Consider the following 15,585-nt stretch of genomic DNA (forward strand, 5'->3'; position numbering starts at 1 on the left):
AGCGTCCCTGCTAATCCGCCGCCACTCCTGGCAGCCTGGGCAGACGGTACTGGTAGCTGGGAAGGGGTTCCCGGAAAGCGGTTCCCCTAAGCTTTTCCGCCATCAGCACCAGGTTCTCCCCGGCAATGCGGGCATCCTCCATGAGTTCGGTATTCTCCTTGAGGCTCACGGCCCCCCGGTCCCGGTGATGGGCGTAGACCAAACCCAGGGGCGCCAGGACAAACCCCATGTAGGAAAGGGGCAGGAGCATTTGCGAAAGCGCCTGGCTGGCCCCTTCCTCCTCGGCCACCGCCAACAGGACCATGGGCTTCCCCAGGTTTAAAAGGCCCTGATTCTCCATGGAGGTCATGCGCTCCAAAAGGGCCTTCATCCGGGCGGAAACGCTAAACCAGTAGACCGGCGTGGCGAAAACCACCGCGTCCGCCTGGACGAGCTTGTCCGCTATCTTGCCGAACCCATCCCAGGGTCCCTGCACGCAGGTGTCCGGGCCGCAGGAAGTAGGGTCTTGGGAGTAGTTCCCCACGCAGAAGGGGAAGGGGTACCGCACCAGGTCCAGGCGCTCGGTGGTGGCTCCCTGGCGCCTAGCGGCTTCCAGAACCTCGTCCAACAACTCTGCCGTAAACCCGTCCGTCCGTGCCGATGCGTTGACGCCGAGCACGCGTAGACTCATAAATATCACCCACGCACTAAACCTCCTTTAGCTTAGCACGCGCACCCTAAGGCCGCCAAGGCCCGGCCACGAACTCCCCCATCCCCCGGGCCCGGACGGGGTAGCCCTTGAGGATGCCTTCCCCCACCACTGGCCCCTCCCAGTAGGCCACCCGGGTGGTGCGGGATAGGATCTCCCCCTCCGCGAAGACGGGGCGAACCTCCAGATCCACCCCCGGCCCCTGGAGGCGCCAGGCCAGGGTATACGTGCGGCCCGAGGGGCTTGGCCAGCGCTCCTGGGGAAGGAAGCGGAGCTCCACCTCCTCCACCTTCCCCAAGGGATCCACCCGGCTCCCCAGGACCTGCACCACCTGCCCCTGGCGGTTCTTCACCTGGTAGGCCATGAGCTCGGAGCCATCGGAGAGGTGGAGGCTGATCCAGTCCCAGGTGGTGCCCACCCCCGAAAGCTGCTCCCCCCACTGGTGGTCCATCCAGGCTTCTCCCCGGGCCTCCTCGCCCCGGATCCGGCCCCAGGCCTCCACCCGGGTGTAGGACTGGTAATAGAGCCGCCCGGTTTCCTCGGTACCGGAGTAGCCCGGAGGGTGGACCACGGGGGGCTTCAGGGGAAGGAAGCGGAGGTCCACCGGGCCCGCCAGGAGGCGGAAGGCCCCACCCTCCCGGTAGAACCGCCAGCCGGAAACCTCCAGGTCAGGGCCTGCCTCCACCCGGCCCCGGGGAGCCAGGAGGTCCTGGTCGGAAACCTCCAGGAAGATCCTCTCTCCGGTACGAAGGTCGGTCAGGGCCAGGTGGGCAACGTGGAAAGGGCCGAAGAGGCTTCCCGGAAGGCCCAGGATGCGGTAAGCAGGAGGGGCGTAGGCCTTGAAAAAGGCGAAGTGGAAGGCATAGGGCTCCACCCAGCCCGAGGCGTACCACCATTCCATCTGGGCGGGCTTGGGGTCCCAGTCCCTGGGGTCCGGCAGCCTTTGGGGGTCCACCCCCACCAGAGCGGGGGCACAGGCTCCCAGCAAGAGGAGGAGGGACCAAAGCCGCTGCATAGCTTCAATCTACACAACCGGGCTGGGTGGCTAGGGTGGGGGACTTCCCATGCTAGATTGAAGACATGGCCCTCTGGTTGGTGCGGGCGGGGAAGAGAGGGGAAACCGAGGCCTTTTGCCTGGAGAGCTACGAACGTCTGCCTGAGGAACTTAAGGCCGAACTTCCCCTTAAGCGAATCTGGATCCTGGTAGAGGACGAAGAGAACGCATGACCGACACCCACGCCCACCTGGATTTCCTGGAAGAAGCCGAGCTGGAAGACGCTAAAGCCCACTTTCCGGAACTTAGGGCCATCCTCACCCTGGGGGTAGACCCCACCCGTTGGGAAAGGACCCTGGCCCTGGCCCAGGACAATGTGTACGCCGCGGTGGGCCTCCACCCCACCTCGGCCCATCTTCTCTCCCCCGAGGTGGAAGAGGCTCTAAGGTATTACGCCCGTCACCCCCGGGTGCGGGCCATTGGGGAAAGCGGCCTGGACTATTACTGGACCCCCGAAACCAAGCCCGCCCAGCTCAAGGCCCTGGAGTTCCAAGCAACCCTGGCTGAGGAGCTCGGACTACCCTTGGTGCTCCATGTGCGGAGCAAGGATGGGCAAGCGGAGGAAGACCTGGCCGCCTGGCTCCTCGCCCACCGACCCAAAAGGGTGGTCCTCCATGCCTTTGGCGGGCACCCGGCCCTCGAGGCAGCGGGCCTCGAGGTGGGAGCCTACTTCAGCTTCGCAGGCCCCCTCACCTACAAGAAAAACCAGGCCCTCCGGGAAGCCGCCCAAAGGCTTCCCCTGGACAAGCTCCTGGTGGAAACCGACACCCCTTTCCTGCCCCCAGAACCCCACCGGGGAAAGCGCAACCTTCCCCACTACGTGCGCCACACCCTGAATAGGCTTGCGGAGGTGCGGGGAGTGGCCCTGGAGGAAATGGAATCCATCACCGACCAGAACGCGGAAACCTGCTTCCGCTGGACATAGCCCCCGCCCTCTGTTTGCAAGCTTCCTGACCCCTCCCTGACCCCCATGGGTCAGAATGAAAGGCGGTATGAGAAATCTCTTTTTACTTCTTTTCTTCCTCCTCCTAACCGCCCTGGCCGCCCCCAGGTTGGTGGTGGAGCCGGAGGACGGGGTCAAGCCGCTACTGGACCTCATTGCCTCGGCCCGGGAGGAGATCCTGGTGAAGATGTACCTCTGGACCCCAAGCCGCCTGGACGTGGTGGACGCCTTGGGGGAGGCTGTGGCCCGAGGCGTGAAGGTAAAGGTCCTTTTGGAGCGGGAGCCCTCCGGGGGACGGATGGACCTCACGGTATTCCAGGCCCTGAAGGAACGGGGCGTAGACGTCAAGCTCACCACCCCCTTCCGCTTCGTCTTCGTCCACGAGAAAAGCCTGGTGGTGGACCGCAAGCGGGCCTGGGTGGGCACCATGAACCTCACGGGCAGCTCCTTTACCGCCAACCGGGAGTACGCCCTCATCCTAGACGATCCCAGGCAGGTGGCGGAGGTGGTAAGGGTCTTTGAAGCGGACTGGGAAGGGAAAAGGCTGGATCTCTCCCAGGCGCTTCTCGTCTGGGCTCCAAGCCGCATCCTGGGCGGGGTCAAGGAGGGCAACGCCCGGGAAACCCTCCTCGCCCTGATCCGTGGGGCCAAGAGGGAGGTTTTCCTCGAGCAACAGGCCATGGCCGATCCCGAGGTGGTGGCCGCCCTCAAGGAAGCCTTGGCCAGAGGGGTCCGGGTCCGCCTGGTGGGAAGCCCGCAGGAGCCCGGGGACACCTACTTCCTGGCAGGAGCGGAGGAGCTAAGGCGGGCCGGGGCGGATCTCCGCTTCCTACCCGATCCCTACGTGCACGCCAAAGCCCTGGTGGTGGACGGGGAGGTGGCCCTCGTGGGAAGCCTGAACCTGAGCGCCAACTCCTTGAACGCCAACCGGGAGCTTTCCGTGCGCTTCACCCGCAGGGAAGCCCCCGAGGCCTTCGCCAGGCTCCTTTCCGTGATGGAAAGGGACTTCCAGGCAGGGCTTACCGAAAACCCCTTTGCCCTACCGCCCCTGGAAGGGGTCATTCCCTGGCAAGATGCCCCTAAGTACTTTGGCCGTATAGCCACGGTGGAAGGGGTGATTCAGCAGGTGGAAGACCGGGGCACCGTGGCCTTCCTCCGGTTCGGACCCGGGGAAAGCGACCTGAGGCTGGTGGTCTTCCCAAGGAGCTACGCCCTCTTCCGGCAACCCTTCCCCCAAAGCTACCTGGGCAAGAAGGTAAGGGCCAGGGGGCGCATCGTGCTTTACGCCGGCTACTACGAGATCGTCCTGGAGGATCCCTCGGCCCTCGAGGTGCTGGATGGAAGCCCTTAAGGCCCTAGGCTACGAGATAAGCCCCATAGAAGGGGGCTTCTACGGGGAGAAGCGCCGGGGGGGCTTGCTCTACCAGGTCTTCTACTCCGAGGCGGGGGACGTGCGCCTAAGGCGCCTCCGCTTCCTGAGGGAAGAGGCAAAGCCCTTGAACCTGGCCGGGGTGGCAGGGGAGTGGGCAGCCCGGTACCAGGTGGAGGAGAACTTCTTCGCTGTGGCGGACCCTCAGGACCTCCCCAGCCTGGTCCTGGCCTTTGAGCGCCTTGACCTAGGGGAAGAAACCCCCTAAACTCAAGGGCAATATGCGTCTGCCCCAGGGTAATGACGCCTAGACGGGGGGCAAGGCCATCCGGCCCCCCCGGTCCCCCATGGCCGGGGGGGTCAAACCTTAAGAGGAGGGAGCATGCGGGCTCTGGTACGGGACTTGAAGAAGCATGTGGGCGAAGAGGTGGAGCTTTTGGGCTTTCTCCACTGGCGGCGGGACCTGGGCAAGGTGCAGTTCTTATTGCTACGGGACCGAAGCGGCATCGTGCAGGTGGTGACCGGTGGGCAGAAACTTCCCCTGCCGGAAAGCAGCCTCCGGGTAAGGGGCCAGGTGGTGGAAAACCCCAAGGCCCCAGGGGGCCTCGAGGTGCAGGCAAAGGAAATAGAGATCCTCTCCCCTGCCCTGGAGCCCACCCCGGTGGAGATCCCCAAGGAGGAATGGCGGGCAAGCCCCGACACCCTTCTGGAATACCGCTACGTCACCCTAAGGGGGGAGAAGGCCCGCGCTCCCCTCAGGGTGCAGGCGGCCTTGGTGCGGGGTTTTAGGCGGTACCTAGACCGGCAGGATTTCACGGAGATCTTCACCCCCAAGGTGGTGCGGGCCGGGGCCGAGGGAGGCTCGGGGCTTTTCGGGGTGGACTACTTCGAGTACCGGGCCTACCTGGCCCAGTCCCCCCAGCTTTACAAGCAGATCATGGTGGGGGTGTTTGAGCGCGTCTACGAGGTGGCCCCGGTCTGGCGCATGGAGGAGCACAACACCAGCCGCCACCTGAACGAGTACCTCTCCCTGGACGTGGAAATGGGGTTCATCGGGGGGGAGGAGGACCTCATGCGGCTTGAGGAAAACCTCCTTCAGGAGATGCTGGAGGAAGCCCTTTCCAGCGCCGGAAACGAGATCCGGCTTTTGGAAGCCGAGTGGCCCTCCTTCCCCAAGGAAATCCCCCGCCTGACCCACGCCGAGGCCAGGAGAATCCTCAAGGAAGAACTGGGCTACCCCGTGGGCCAGGACCTTTCCGAGGAAGCGGAGCGCCTCCTGGGCCAGTACGCAAAGGAGCGGTGGGGTTCGGACTGGCTCTTCATCACCCATTACCCCCGAAGCCTTAGGCCCTTCTACACCTATCCCGAGGAGGACAGCACCACAAGGAGCTTTGACCTCCTCTTCCGGGGCCTGGAGATCACCTCCGGGGGCCAGAGGATCCACCGCTACCAGGATCTGGTGGAAAGCCTAAAGGCCAAGGGCATGGACCTCGAGGGCTTTAAGGGCTACCTGGAGGTCTTCAAGTACGGCATGCCCCCCCACGGGGGTTTCGCCATCGGGGCAGAAAGGCTCACGCAAAAGCTTCTCGGCCTTCCCAACGTGCGCTACGCCCGGGCCTTCCCCAGGGACCGGCACCGGCTCACCCCCTGATGCCACCCCACCCTGGCCTCGCCAGGGTGGGGCACCAGGAGAGGATTGCTTCTAGAAGCGGTCAAAGAGGATGGCCCGCTTGACCTCCTCTATGAGCTGGGTTACGGGGATATCCCGGGGGCAGGCCTCGGTGCAGTTGTATGCGGTGCGGCAACGCCAAACCCCGCTTCCCGAGCCCAGGGCCTTGAACCGTTCCCGCTTTCCCCGGTCGCGGGAGTCGAAGATGAACCGGTGGGCCTGCACGATGGCGGCAGGACCCAGATACGTCCCGTTCACCCAGAAGACAGGGCAGCTGGTGGTGCAGCTGGCGCAGAGGATGCACTTGGTGCCGTGGTCAAACCGCTCCCGTTCCTCTGGGCTTTGCAGGCGCTCCCGGGCCGGGGGAGGCTCGTCGTTGATGAGGTAGGGCTTCACCGCCCGGTAGGCGGCGAAGAAGGGCTCCATGTCCACGATGAGGTCCTTCTCCACCGGCAGGCCCCGGATGGGTTCCACGGTGATCACGTTCCCCAGGTCCTTCACCAGGGTCTTGCAGGCCAGGCGGTTTCTGCCGTTGATGAGCATGGCGTCGGAGCCGCAGATGCCGTGCCCACAGCTCCGGCGGAAGGCCAGGGTGCCGTCCTGGTCCCACTTCACCTTGTGGAGGAGGTCCAAAACCCGGTCCCAAGGCTCGGCCTCCACCTGGTAGGTGTGCCAGGTGGGCTTCTGGTCCTTGGCGGGGTCAAAGCGAAGGATCTTCAGGGTTACCTGCATGGCGCCTCCTAGTAGGTGCGGGCCTTGGGCTCAAAGCGGCCCAGGACCACGGGCTTGTAGCGGAAGGTCACCTTGCCGTCGGCCACCTTGTAGGCCAGGGTGTGCTTGAGCCAGTTGGCATCGTCCCGCTCGGGGTAGTCCTCCCGGGCATGGGCCCCGCGGGACTCAGTGCGGTTCAAAGCGGAGTGCACCAGGGCCTCGGAAACCTCGAGGAGATACCCAAGCTCCAGGGCCTCCACCAGCTCGGTGTTGTAGGCATCCCCCTTGTCGTCAATGGAGATGTTCCGGTAGCGGTCCATGAGCTCCTTCAGAATCTCCACCTGCTTGGCCAAGAGCTCCCCGGTGCGGAAGACGGAGGCGTTGTCCATCATGGTTTGCTGGAGCTCGGCCCGGAGCGCCGCCACCTTCTCCTTGCCCGTGGAGTTCTTGATGCGCTCAATGCGCTCGCGGCTTTCGCCCAGGTGCTCCTCGGTGAGCTCGTGGTAGTCGGCATCCTTGGCGAAGCGGGCTGCATGGATCCCGGCGCGCCGGCCAAAGACCACCAGATCCCCCAAGGAGTTGGTCCCCAGGCGGTTGGCCCCGTGCAGGCTCACGCAAGCCGCTTCCCCGGCAGCGTAAAGCCCGGGTACCACGGTGTTGTTCTCGTCCCGGATGACCTGGCCCCAGAGGGTGGTGGGAATCCCCCCCATGGCGTAGTGGGCGGTGGGCATCACCGGCACCGGCTCCTTCAAGGGGTCCACCCCCAGGTAGATGCGGCTGAACTCGGTGATGTCGGGAAGCTTCTTCTCGATGACCTCAGGGGGCAGGTGGGTGAGGTCCAGGAGCACGTGGTCCTTCTTGGGACCCACCCCCCGGCCCTCCCGCACCTCCAGGTACATGGCCCGGGAAACCATGTCCCTGGGAGCCAGGTCCTTGATGGTGGGGGCATAGCGCTCCATGAAGCGCTCCCCCAGGGCGTTCCTCAGGATACCCCCCTCCCCCCTGGCCCCCTCGGTGAGGAGGATGCCCAGGGGGTAAAGCCCCGTGGGGTGGAACTGGTAGAACTCCATGTCCTCGAGGGGAAGCCCCTTGCGGTAGAGGATGGCCTGCAGGTCCCCGGTGAGGGTGTAGGCGTTGGAGGTCACCTTGTAGATGCGGCCAAAGCCCCCCGAGGCGATGACGATGGCCTTGGCCTGGAAGAGGTGAAGTTCTCCCGTGGCCAGCTCGTAGGCCACCAGACCCTTGGCCACCCCGTCCTCAACGATGACATCGGTGACGTGGAACTCGTTGTAGAAGGTGATGTTGTGCTTCACGCACTGCTGGTAGAGGGTCTGGAGGATCATGTGCCCGGTGCGGTCGGCGGCGTGGGCCGCCCGGTGCACCGGGGCCTTGCCCCAGTCCTTGGTGTGGCCGCCAAATCGGCGCTGGGCGATCTTGCCGTTGGGGAGCCGGTCAAAGGGAAGGCCCATGTGCTCCAGCTCCAGGACCGCCTCGATCACCTCCTTGGCGAAGACCTCGGCGGCATCCTGGTCGGTGAGGTAGTCCCCTCCCTTCACCGTGTCGAACATGTGCCACTCCCAGTGGTCCTCCTCCACGTTGCCCAGGGCCGCCCCTATCCCTCCCTGGGCCGCCCCCGTGTGGCTTCGCGTGGGGTAGAGCTTGGTGACCACCGCCACGTCCGCACCTTCCCTAGCCGCATAGAGGGCCGTAGCCAGGCCCGCCCCACCTGCGCCTACCACGATGACCTCGTGTCTGTGCGCCATACTAGTTCACCCCGAAATCGTGATTGAGAAGGGAAAGGCTCCCCAGGAAGAAAAGAAAGGCGATGAGGCTGTAGAGCACCACCTTGGTCCAGAAGCGCCTGGACGGGTTCCGAATCCAGTCGTCCAGCACATACCTAAGCCCGTTGGCCCCGTGCAAGAGGCCCAAGGCCAGGATCAAAAGGTCGTAGATCTTCCAGGTGGTCTGGGAAAGTCTCTTGGCCACGTACTCGTAGTCAATGCTGTTGAGATCGGTGATGACGGAGTTCATCCACATGTGGCCGATGAGCAGGAAGACCAACACCACCCCGGAGATGCGCATGAAGACCCACCAGTAAAGCTCCAGGTTGGTGCTGGCCTCGAGGCGGGCTTCCTCATAGCGCTTGGACTTAATCGCCATGGCTACCCCCCAGGATGCCCCCTCCGATCTTCAAAAGGAAGGGAAGGTAGAAGATTACGAAAAGAACCCAGACCCCGTACCAAAGCTGCCGCTGGTAGCGCACCCCCCAGGCGGTGAAGTCCATGAGGATGATCCTGAGCCCGTTGAACCCGTGGTAAAGCACCCCGGCGATGAGAAGAAGAAGCCCTATCTGGAAAACCGGCTGGTGGTAGAACTTCATGAGGGCGTTGGACACCTCCGGGCCCCACATGGCGCTTGCGATGTTGGCCACGTGGAGCATGAGGAAGACCAGAATGCCCAGGCCTGAGATCCGGTGCAGGTAAAACGCCCACTGCCCTTCTCTTCCCCTGTACATGGCACCTCCTTGCCGGGGATATCATACCACCTTTCTTAAGGAAACCACCGTCTGGGGCTTATTTCCCCCTCATCCATACCCCATCCCCGTATAAGAGGCGCATGGAAGGGAGCTTCCCTCCACCTCCCCTTCCCCCCTTCCCCGGGGCCACCCCCAGGGGGAGCAAAAGGGGGTTTTCCCGCCAGGGGACAAGGTATTGACAGGGGGGGGAGGGGGGGGCATAATGGGGGGCGTGCCGCGGGGGGATACCCCGGGGGGCACGGGAAGGAGGTGGTCAGGATGGAACTCTTTGGATTCGGACCGCATCTGATGGTGGACGGCTACGACGCCAATCCCGAAAAGCTCCGGGACGCCGAGCTGGTGCGCCGCGTTCTGGATGAGCTCCCCGAGGAGATGGAGATGACCAAGGTGCTTCCCCCCTTCGTCTACAGCTACGGCCCCGAGGGGGAGGACGGGGTGACCGGGGTGGTGATCATCGCCGAAAGCCACATCGCCATCCACACCTTCCCCAAAAAGCGCTTCCTTTCCATCGACATCTTCTCCTGCAAGGCCTTTGACATGGCCCAGGTGCTCAGGAAGCTCACCGCGGTTTTCGAGATCGGCCGCTACGAAACCTACATGATCAATCGGGGCAAGGAGTTTCCCAAGGACCCCGAGCTGGCCCGGAAGATCGTCCTGGGGGAGCGGGAGTACCTCGAGGCGCGGGTGAGCTAGGAAAACTGCCCCCCTTTCCCGGGCTTGCCCCGGGGTTTTCATTTTGGACTCATCCTTCCTCTCTAGCTTATAGGAGGAGGCTTAGGTATGGTGCGCAAGCTACTCACCCTGGTTCTTCTGGGATTCGGCGTGGCCTTAGCCCAAGCCCAGGGCTTTCGCGGTCTTTCTCTAGGCACCTCCTATCCGGAGATCGGGGTGCAACCCGGGGAGAGCGTCAACCTGACCCTCACCCTCAAGAACTATGGCCTTCCCCCCGGGGTGGTGCGGGTCCAGGTGGCCGAGGCCCCGCAAGGCTGGCAGGCAAGCCTCATCGGCGGGGGTCGCCTGGTGCGGGCGGTCTACCTGGCCCCTGACGGGGAGGCTACCCTTACCCTTCGCCTCCAGCCTCCCAAGGAGGTGAAGCCCGGCACCTACCGCTTCCTGGTGCGGGCTGAGGGGCTTGGCCATACCGCCAGCCTTCCCATCGGCCTGGTGGTGGGGCAGGGCCTGCCTCAGAGGCTTAGCCTCGAGGCGGAGCTCCCAATCCTCAAGGGTCCTCCCACTAGCTCCTTCCGCTACCGGGTGACCCTGAAAAACGAGTCCGACCGCGACTTATTGGTCTCCCTGGAGTACGAGGCCCCCAAGGGTTGGCAGGTGACCTTCACCCCCGCCTTCTCCAGCCAGCAGGTGACCAGCCTGCCCATCAAGGCCGGGGAGAGCAAGGACCTGGATGTGGAAGTTTCCCTGCCCAAGGACACCAAGGCGGACACCTACGGCCTCACCTTGAGGGCAGCCGCCGGGGAAGCCAAGGCGGAACTGGCCTTGACCCTCGAGGTCACGGGCCGGCCCGAGGTGCGCTTCACCACCAAGGAGGGGCGGCTTTCCGGACAGGTGGTGGCGGGCCGGGAAAACGCGGTGAAGCTTGTGGTGAAGAACGAGGGTAGCGCCCCGGCCAAGAACCTGTCCTTTAGCGCCATGGAGCCCTCGGGCTGGGAGGTGAAGTTTGAGCCGGATAAGCTGGACGCCCTGGACCCCGGCCAGGAGCAGGAGGTAACCGCCCGCATCAAGCCCTCCCCCAAGGCGGTGACGGGGGACTATATGGTGACCCTCAGCCTTTCCGGGTCCGATGGCCTTTCCGAGAGCCTGGATTACCGGGCCACCGTGGTGCGCTCCAGCCTCTGGGGCCTGGTGGGGGTGGGCATCATGGCCGTGGCCCTTCTGGTCCTGGGCTTCGCCGTGAACCGCTTCGGCCGGAGGTAGCATGGCGGTCATCGAAACCCATGGCCTCACCAAGCGCTACGGGCGGGTGGTGGCCGTGGAGGACCTGAACCTGGAGGTGCAGGAAGGGGAGGTCTTCGGCCTCCTGGGGCCTAACGGCTCGGGGAAGACCACCACCATCCTCATGCTCCTGGGCCTCACCGAGCCCACCCGGGGCGAGGCCCGGGTTCTGGGATTGGATCCCATGCGGGAACCCTTAAAGGTGAAGAGCCAAGTGGGCTACCTCCCCGACCAGGTGGGGTTTTACGGGGAGCTCACCGCCTGGGAGAACCTGCGCTACACCACCCGCCTTTTGGGCCTCCCCGAGGCCGAGGCTAGGGCCCGCATAGAGGAGGTGCTCAAGCGCATGGGCCTGTGGGAGGTGCGGGACCGGCGGGTTTCCGCCTTCAGCCGGGGGATGCGGCAGCGCCTCGGGCTTGCGGAGGTGCTCCTGAAGAGGCCTAAGGTGGCCATCCTGGACGAGCCCACCCTGGGCCTGGACCCCGAGGCCGCCCGGGAGTTTCTGGAGCTCATCAAGGGCCTGAAGGCGGAGGGCATCACCATCCTCCTCTCCAGCCACCTCCTGCACCAGGTGCAGGAGGTCTGCGACCGGGTGGGGCTTTTCCATAAAGGGCACCTCGCCCTTTTGGGCACCGTGGAGGAGTTGGCGCAAAGGGTCTTAGGGGGTGGGTACGAGATCCTGGTGGAGGCCAGCCCGGGCCTCGAGGAAGCCTTCCGCCGCCTGGAAGGCGTGGCCCGGGTGGCAGCGGAGGGAGGACGGTACCGGATTCTCTCCAGCCGGGACCTCCGGCCGGAGCTGGCCCGGATAGCCGTGGAGCAGGGCGAGCTTCTAAGCCTCTCCCTCCGCCGTCCCAGCCTGGACGAGGTCTACGCCCACTACTTCAAGGAGGTGGCCCATGCGGCGTGAAGGCTCCCCCTGGACCGGGCTTTGGGCGGTTTTCTTCAAGGAGATGGCCGACCACCTCACGGGCTTGAGGATGCGCATTCTGGAGGGGTTGATCCTCCTTTCCGCCCTGGCCGCCGTGTACACCGGCACCCAGACCCTGCGCCAGACCGTGGGGGAGGACCCTTACCTCTACCTGAAGCTCCTCACCACCGCCCAGGACCCCCTGCCCTCCTTCGTGGGCTTCCTCTCCTTCTTCGTACCCCTGGCGGCCATTGCCTTGGCCTTCGATGCGGTGAACGGGGAGTACGCCAGGGGAACGCTTTCCCGTATCCTCTCCCAGCCCATCTACCGGGACGCCCTCCTCTTCGGCAAGTTCCTTGCGGGGCTCGGCACCCTGGCCGTGCTCCTCACCGCCCTCTTCCTCCTAGTGGTGGGCCTGGGCCTCTTCACCCTGGGAGTGCCCCCCGGAGGCGAGGAGATGGCCCGGGCCTTCCTCTTTCTCCTGGCCACCTTGGCCTATGCGGGCTTCTGGCTGGCCTTGGGCCTCCTCTTCTCCGTCCTCTTTCGCCAGCCGGCCACCGCCGCCCTAGCCGCCATCGGGGTCTGGCTCTTCTTCGCCGTCTTCTTCCCCATCCTCACCGACCTGGCGGCAAGCGCCCTTCTCCTTCAGGCCGACCCCTTTGACCCGGAAAGCCAGCTCAGGCAGGCCAACCTGGCCCTTTGGATCTCCCGCCTCTCCCCCAACACCCTTTACGCGGAAACCCTCACCGCTGTGCTTAACCCGGCGGTGCGCTCCTTGGGCCCCATCCTCATCACCCAGCTGGAGGGAGCGGTGCTGGGAACCCCCCTTCCCCTCTCCCAAAGCCTCCTCCTGATCTGGCCCCAGCTCACCGGCCTCATGGCCCTGGTGATCCTCCTCTTCACCCTGGCCTACGTGGCCTTCCAGCGGCAAGAGGTGCGCGCCTAGAAAACCCCGCTGGGGCTAAGCACCCCAGCGGGGACCCCAGAAACCCTAGTCCTCCAGCCACTCGGTGGCGTAGGCGTTGGTCTTGGGGATGACGCAGAGGAACTCCACCGGCTTATCCCCCTCGTTCACATAGGCATGGGGCGTGTCCGGGGGGATGTAGACCGCCTGCCCAGCCGCCACCTCCCTCACCTCGTCGCCCAGGTAGATCTTCATGCGCCCGGAGAGCACGTACTGCTCGTGCTCGATGCTGGGGTGCTTGTGCTTGGGAATCCTTCCCCCCGGCAGGATGGTGAACTTGCGGGTGATGAAGTGGGGGGCTCCATCCTCAGGGCCGATGAGCACCTGGATAAAGGCCTTCTCCCCCCGCTCCACGGGACGGGCCTCCACGCTGGCCCCCTGCTTGACCACGGGCTTCATGCCGACCATTGTAGCAAAAGGCCCTCCACTTCCTCATCGGTGACCTCACCGAAGTCCATGAAGTAGGCCCCCACGGCGGCGAAGTCCGGTGGGGTGGAGAGCACCACCACCTCGGCTTGATCCTTCAGCCTCTCCACCGCATCCGGGCTGGCCACGGGCACCGCCACCACCACCCGCCGGGGTTTTTCCGAGAGGACCACGGCCAAGGCCGCCTCCATGGTGGAACCGGTGGCGATGCCGTCATCCACCAGCACCACATCCCGGCCCGCAAGGGGTACCTTTGGCCTCACCTTCCGGTAGCGCTCGGCCCGCTTGCGGATCACGTCCTTCTGCCTGGCCGCTTCCCGCTCCAGGTAGCTTTGGTCGGCGTACTGGAGGGCATAGGGCTTCAAGACCATGCCCCCCTTTTCCCCCACCGCCCCCAGGGCGAACTCCGGATTGCCCGGAGCCCCCACCTTGCGCACCAGGACCACATCCAGCTCCCCCCCCAGGCCTTTGGCCACCTCATCCGCCACCACCACCCCGCCTCGAGGGATGCCCAAAACCACAGGGCGTTCTAGACCCAAGGGCTTCAGGGCTTCCACCAGAAGAGCCCCAGCGTGCCTGCGGTCGCGGAAGCGCATAGGAAACCTCCCTATCCATGCTACACCGGCCCATGGTCTTGAACGCGGTATAAAGTTTTTGGTAACCTGGGCCCCAAGGAGGTCAGTATGGACCACGTAGGCTCTAGACCCTGGCTCGCCCACTACGATCCTGGGGTTCCCCCAGAGGTGGAGGTTCCCCCCATCCCCTTGTGGCGCTTCCTGGAAAATAGCGCAAGCCGTTACGCCCAACACGTAGCTCTGGATTTTCTGGGCAAGACCCTTACCTATGCGGAGCTATGGGAGAAATCCCGACGCTTCGCCGAGGGGCTTAAGGCCCTGGGAGTGAAGCCTGGCGACCGGGTGGCCATCATGCTCCCCAACACCCCCCAGTTCGTCATCGCCTTCTACGGCACCCTTCTGGCGGGGGGCGTGGGAGTCAACGTGAACCCCCTCTACACCCCACGGGAGCTGAGGCACCAGCTCAAGGACTCGGGGGCGGGAACCCTGGTCATCCTGGACCACCTCCTACCCCGCTTCCTGGAGGTGGAGGGGGAAACTCCGGTGAAGCTCACCGTGGTCACGGGCATCAAGGACTTCCTCCCCTTCCCCAAAACCCTCCTTTACCCCTTAAAGGCGAAGCGGGACAAGCTTCCCCTGGGCTTTCCCAAACGGGAAGGATTCCACGCCTTCCTGGACCTCCTGAAGCATCCCCCCGCCACCCCCCATCCCGCTGATCCTGAGGACCTGGCCCTTTTGCAGTACACAGGGGGCACTACGGGGATCTCCAAGGGCGCCATGCTTACCCACCGGAACCTGGTAGCAAACGTCCTACAGGTCGACGCCTGGGATTCCACCTCCAAGGAACTCCTGGGCAAAGGAGTGATGCTGGGAGCCCTGCCCTTTTTCCACGTCTACGGCATGACCGTGGCCATGAACTACGGCATCTACTCCGGTTACAAGATCGTCCTCCTGCCCAGGCCGGAGATCCACGCCATCGTGGAGGCTATAGAAAAGCACCAGGTCACCCACTTCCCCGGAGTACCCACCCTCTACGTGGCCTTCAACAACTTCCCGGGAATCGAGAAACGAAACGTAAAGAGCATCCGCATCTGCCTCTCCGGAGCCGCTCCCCTGCCGGTGGAGGTGGCCAAGCGCTTTGAGGAGTTCACCGGGGCCCGGCTCATCGAGGGCTACGGCCTCTCCGAGGCAAGCCCCGTGACCCACTCCAACCCTGTCCAGGGGGAGATCAAAAAGGGCTCCATCGGCATGCCCCTGCCCAGCGTGGAGGCCAAGGTGGTGGACGAGGAGGGTAAGGAAGTCCCCATGGGAGAGGTGGGCGAACTCGTCGTCAAAGGCCCCAACATCATGAAGGGCTACTGGAACCGCCCCGAGGAAACCCAAAAGGCCCTCCAGGACGGCTGGCTCTTCACCGGGGATATGGCCCGAATGGACCAGGACGGCTACTTCTACATCGTGGACCGCAAAAAGGACATGATCATCGCCGGCGGCTACAACATCTACCCCCGCGAGGTGGAAGAGGTCCTCTACCAGCACGAAGCCGTCCAGGAAGCCGCCGTGGTGGGCGTACCCGACCCCTACCGCGGGGAAACCGTGGCCGCCTTCATCGTCCTCAAGGAAGGGTATAAGGGCAAGGTCACGGAAAAGGACATCGAAACCTTCTGCCGGCAAAACCTCGCCGCCTACAAGGTTCCCCGCATCATCGAGTTCCGGGATAGCCTGCCCAAAACCAGCGTGGGGAAGATCCTCAGGCGGGAACTCCGCGAAGAGTTTGCCAAAAGGCAGCCTTAGCT

General features: G+C 64.4%; 18 protein-coding genes. 10 read left to right on the plus strand and 8 right to left on the minus strand.

Features of this window, described 5'->3' with window-relative positions; genetic code table 11:
- Window positions 1–10: 10 nt before the first annotated feature.
- Window positions 11–670: a flavodoxin family protein gene (locus tag KQ693_RS11980; RefSeq protein WP_267261433.1), complete on the minus strand. Its 660-nt coding sequence runs from the start codon at window positions 668–670 to the stop codon at window positions 11–13.
- Between the two features lie 46 nt (window positions 671–716).
- On the minus strand, window positions 717–1,703 hold the full coding sequence (locus KQ693_RS11985) for a lipocalin family protein (RefSeq protein WP_267261434.1): 987 nt from the start codon (window positions 1,701–1,703) through the stop codon (window positions 717–719).
- A gap of 65 nt (window positions 1,704–1,768) precedes the next feature.
- On the opposite strand from KQ693_RS11985, the gene KQ693_RS11990 reads away from it, so the two are divergent.
- The 5 genes from KQ693_RS11990 (at window position 1,769) to aspS (ending at window position 5,705) form a co-directional block, all read left to right on the plus strand.
- Window positions 1,769–1,915, plus strand: a complete 147-nt coding sequence (locus KQ693_RS11990; protein ID WP_267261435.1) for a hypothetical protein — start codon at window positions 1,769–1,771, stop codon at window positions 1,913–1,915.
- Window positions 1,912–2,667: a TatD family hydrolase gene (locus tag KQ693_RS11995; protein ID WP_267261436.1), complete on the plus strand. Its 756-nt coding sequence runs from the start codon at window positions 1,912–1,914 to the stop codon at window positions 2,665–2,667. The genes KQ693_RS11990 and KQ693_RS11995 overlap by 4 nt, the downstream gene beginning before the upstream one ends.
- Window positions 2,668–2,734: 67 nt before the next feature.
- Window positions 2,735–4,036 (plus strand): phospholipase D-like domain-containing protein, encoded by a 1,302-nt coding sequence (locus KQ693_RS12000; RefSeq protein WP_267261437.1) that lies wholly within the window; start codon window positions 2,735–2,737, stop codon window positions 4,034–4,036.
- Window positions 4,023–4,322, plus strand: coding sequence for a hypothetical protein (locus KQ693_RS12005; RefSeq protein ID WP_267261438.1), 300 nt, complete (start codon window positions 4,023–4,025; stop codon window positions 4,320–4,322). The genes KQ693_RS12000 and KQ693_RS12005 overlap by 14 nt, the downstream gene beginning before the upstream one ends.
- Before the next feature lie 114 nt (window positions 4,323–4,436).
- Window positions 4,437–5,705, plus strand: a complete 1,269-nt coding sequence (gene aspS, locus KQ693_RS12010; protein WP_267261439.1) for an aspartate--tRNA(Asn) ligase — start codon at window positions 4,437–4,439, stop codon at window positions 5,703–5,705.
- A 51-nt stretch (window positions 5,706–5,756) separates the two neighbouring features.
- Here aspS and KQ693_RS12015 read toward each other — a convergent pair whose 3' ends face one another.
- From KQ693_RS12015 to sdhC, 4 genes are read right to left on the minus strand one after another with little or no spacing between them, the layout of a single operon-like run.
- Window positions 5,757–6,455: a succinate dehydrogenase iron-sulfur subunit gene (locus KQ693_RS12015; RefSeq protein ID WP_038070159.1), complete on the minus strand. Its 699-nt coding sequence runs from the start codon at window positions 6,453–6,455 to the stop codon at window positions 5,757–5,759.
- An 8-nt stretch (window positions 6,456–6,463) separates the two neighbouring features.
- Complete coding sequence (gene sdhA, locus KQ693_RS12020) at window positions 6,464–8,197, minus strand: succinate dehydrogenase flavoprotein subunit (RefSeq protein WP_015717775.1); 1,734 nt, start codon at window positions 8,195–8,197, stop codon at window positions 6,464–6,466.
- Window position 8,198: 1 nt separating this feature from the next.
- Entirely contained in the window at window positions 8,199–8,594 is a 396-nt protein-coding gene (locus tag KQ693_RS12025) for a succinate dehydrogenase hydrophobic membrane anchor subunit (protein WP_267261440.1), read from the minus strand.
- Entirely contained in the window at window positions 8,584–8,949 is a 366-nt protein-coding gene (gene sdhC / locus KQ693_RS12030) for a succinate dehydrogenase, cytochrome b556 subunit (protein ID WP_015717777.1), read from the minus strand. Before sdhC ends, KQ693_RS12025 begins: the two co-directional genes overlap by 11 nt.
- A gap of 279 nt (window positions 8,950–9,228) precedes the next feature.
- Here sdhC and speD point away from each other — a divergent pair, with 279 nt between their 5' ends.
- From speD to KQ693_RS12050, 4 genes are all read left to right on the plus strand, one after another.
- Window positions 9,229–9,663, plus strand: a complete 435-nt coding sequence (speD, locus tag KQ693_RS12035) for an adenosylmethionine decarboxylase (RefSeq protein ID WP_015717779.1) — start codon at window positions 9,229–9,231, stop codon at window positions 9,661–9,663.
- 87 nt (window positions 9,664–9,750) lie between these two features.
- Window positions 9,751–10,902 (plus strand): NEW3 domain-containing protein, encoded by a 1,152-nt coding sequence (locus KQ693_RS12040; RefSeq protein ID WP_038070166.1) that lies wholly within the window; start codon window positions 9,751–9,753, stop codon window positions 10,900–10,902.
- Window position 10,903: 1 nt separating this feature from the next.
- Complete coding sequence (locus tag KQ693_RS12045; protein WP_038029819.1) at window positions 10,904–11,827, plus strand: ABC transporter ATP-binding protein; 924 nt, start codon at window positions 10,904–10,906, stop codon at window positions 11,825–11,827.
- Window positions 11,817–12,773 (plus strand): ABC transporter permease, encoded by a 957-nt coding sequence (locus tag KQ693_RS12050; RefSeq protein ID WP_015717782.1) that lies wholly within the window; start codon window positions 11,817–11,819, stop codon window positions 12,771–12,773. Before KQ693_RS12045 ends, KQ693_RS12050 begins: the two co-directional genes overlap by 11 nt.
- 45 nt (window positions 12,774–12,818) lie before the next feature.
- Here KQ693_RS12050 and KQ693_RS12055 read toward each other — a convergent pair whose 3' ends face one another.
- Window positions 12,819–13,199, minus strand: a complete 381-nt coding sequence (locus tag KQ693_RS12055; protein ID WP_219758687.1) for a cupin domain-containing protein — start codon at window positions 13,197–13,199, stop codon at window positions 12,819–12,821.
- A complete protein-coding gene (locus KQ693_RS12060) occupies window positions 13,187–13,813 on the minus strand; it encodes a phosphoribosyltransferase (RefSeq protein WP_038029823.1) in 627 nt (208 codons plus the stop codon). Before KQ693_RS12060 ends, KQ693_RS12055 begins: the two co-directional genes overlap by 13 nt.
- A gap of 87 nt (window positions 13,814–13,900) precedes the next feature.
- On the opposite strand from KQ693_RS12060, the gene KQ693_RS12065 reads away from it, so the two are divergent.
- Entirely contained in the window at window positions 13,901–15,583 is a 1,683-nt protein-coding gene (locus KQ693_RS12065) for a long-chain-fatty-acid--CoA ligase (RefSeq protein WP_267261441.1), read from the plus strand.
- Window positions 15,584–15,585 lie beyond the last annotated feature (2 nt).

The sequence above is a fragment of the Thermus brevis genome, from assembly GCF_026427635.1.
Classification (GTDB): domain Bacteria; phylum Deinococcota; class Deinococci; order Deinococcales; family Thermaceae; genus Thermus; species Thermus antranikianii.

Bases quoted from the DNA above. Each gene is read 5' to 3' on its own strand.
- KQ693_RS11980 (WP_267261433.1), bottom strand. From the start codon at position 670: ATGAGTCTACGCGTGCTCGGCGTCAACGCATCGGCACGGACGGACGGG.
- KQ693_RS11985 (WP_267261434.1), bottom strand. From the start codon at position 1,703: ATGCAGCGGCTTTGGTCCCTCCTCCTCTTGCTGGGAGCCTGTGCCCCC.
- KQ693_RS11990 (WP_267261435.1), top strand. From the start codon at position 1,769: ATGGCCCTCTGGTTGGTGCGGGCGGGGAAGAGAGGGGAAACCGAGGCC.
- KQ693_RS11995 (WP_267261436.1), top strand. From the start codon at position 1,912: ATGACCGACACCCACGCCCACCTGGATTTCCTGGAAGAAGCCGAGCTG.
- KQ693_RS12000 (WP_267261437.1), top strand. From the start codon at position 2,735: ATGAGAAATCTCTTTTTACTTCTTTTCTTCCTCCTCCTAACCGCCCTG.
- KQ693_RS12005 (WP_267261438.1), top strand. From the start codon at position 4,023: ATGGAAGCCCTTAAGGCCCTAGGCTACGAGATAAGCCCCATAGAAGGG.
- aspS (WP_267261439.1), top strand. From the start codon at position 4,437: ATGCGGGCTCTGGTACGGGACTTGAAGAAGCATGTGGGCGAAGAGGTG.
- KQ693_RS12015 (WP_038070159.1), bottom strand. From the start codon at position 6,455: ATGCAGGTAACCCTGAAGATCCTTCGCTTTGACCCCGCCAAGGACCAG.
- sdhA (WP_015717775.1), bottom strand. From the start codon at position 8,197: ATGGCGCACAGACACGAGGTCATCGTGGTAGGCGCAGGTGGGGCGGGC.
- KQ693_RS12025 (WP_267261440.1), bottom strand. From the start codon at position 8,594: ATGGCGATTAAGTCCAAGCGCTATGAGGAAGCCCGCCTCGAGGCCAGC.
- sdhC (WP_015717777.1), bottom strand. From the start codon at position 8,949: ATGTACAGGGGAAGAGAAGGGCAGTGGGCGTTTTACCTGCACCGGATC.
- speD (WP_015717779.1), top strand. From the start codon at position 9,229: ATGGAACTCTTTGGATTCGGACCGCATCTGATGGTGGACGGCTACGAC.
- KQ693_RS12040 (WP_038070166.1), top strand. From the start codon at position 9,751: ATGGTGCGCAAGCTACTCACCCTGGTTCTTCTGGGATTCGGCGTGGCC.
- KQ693_RS12045 (WP_038029819.1), top strand. From the start codon at position 10,904: ATGGCGGTCATCGAAACCCATGGCCTCACCAAGCGCTACGGGCGGGTG.
- KQ693_RS12050 (WP_015717782.1), top strand. From the start codon at position 11,817: ATGCGGCGTGAAGGCTCCCCCTGGACCGGGCTTTGGGCGGTTTTCTTC.
- KQ693_RS12055 (WP_219758687.1), bottom strand. From the start codon at position 13,199: ATGGTCGGCATGAAGCCCGTGGTCAAGCAGGGGGCCAGCGTGGAGGCC.
- KQ693_RS12060 (WP_038029823.1), bottom strand. From the start codon at position 13,813: ATGCGCTTCCGCGACCGCAGGCACGCTGGGGCTCTTCTGGTGGAAGCC.
- KQ693_RS12065 (WP_267261441.1), top strand. From the start codon at position 13,901: ATGGACCACGTAGGCTCTAGACCCTGGCTCGCCCACTACGATCCTGGG.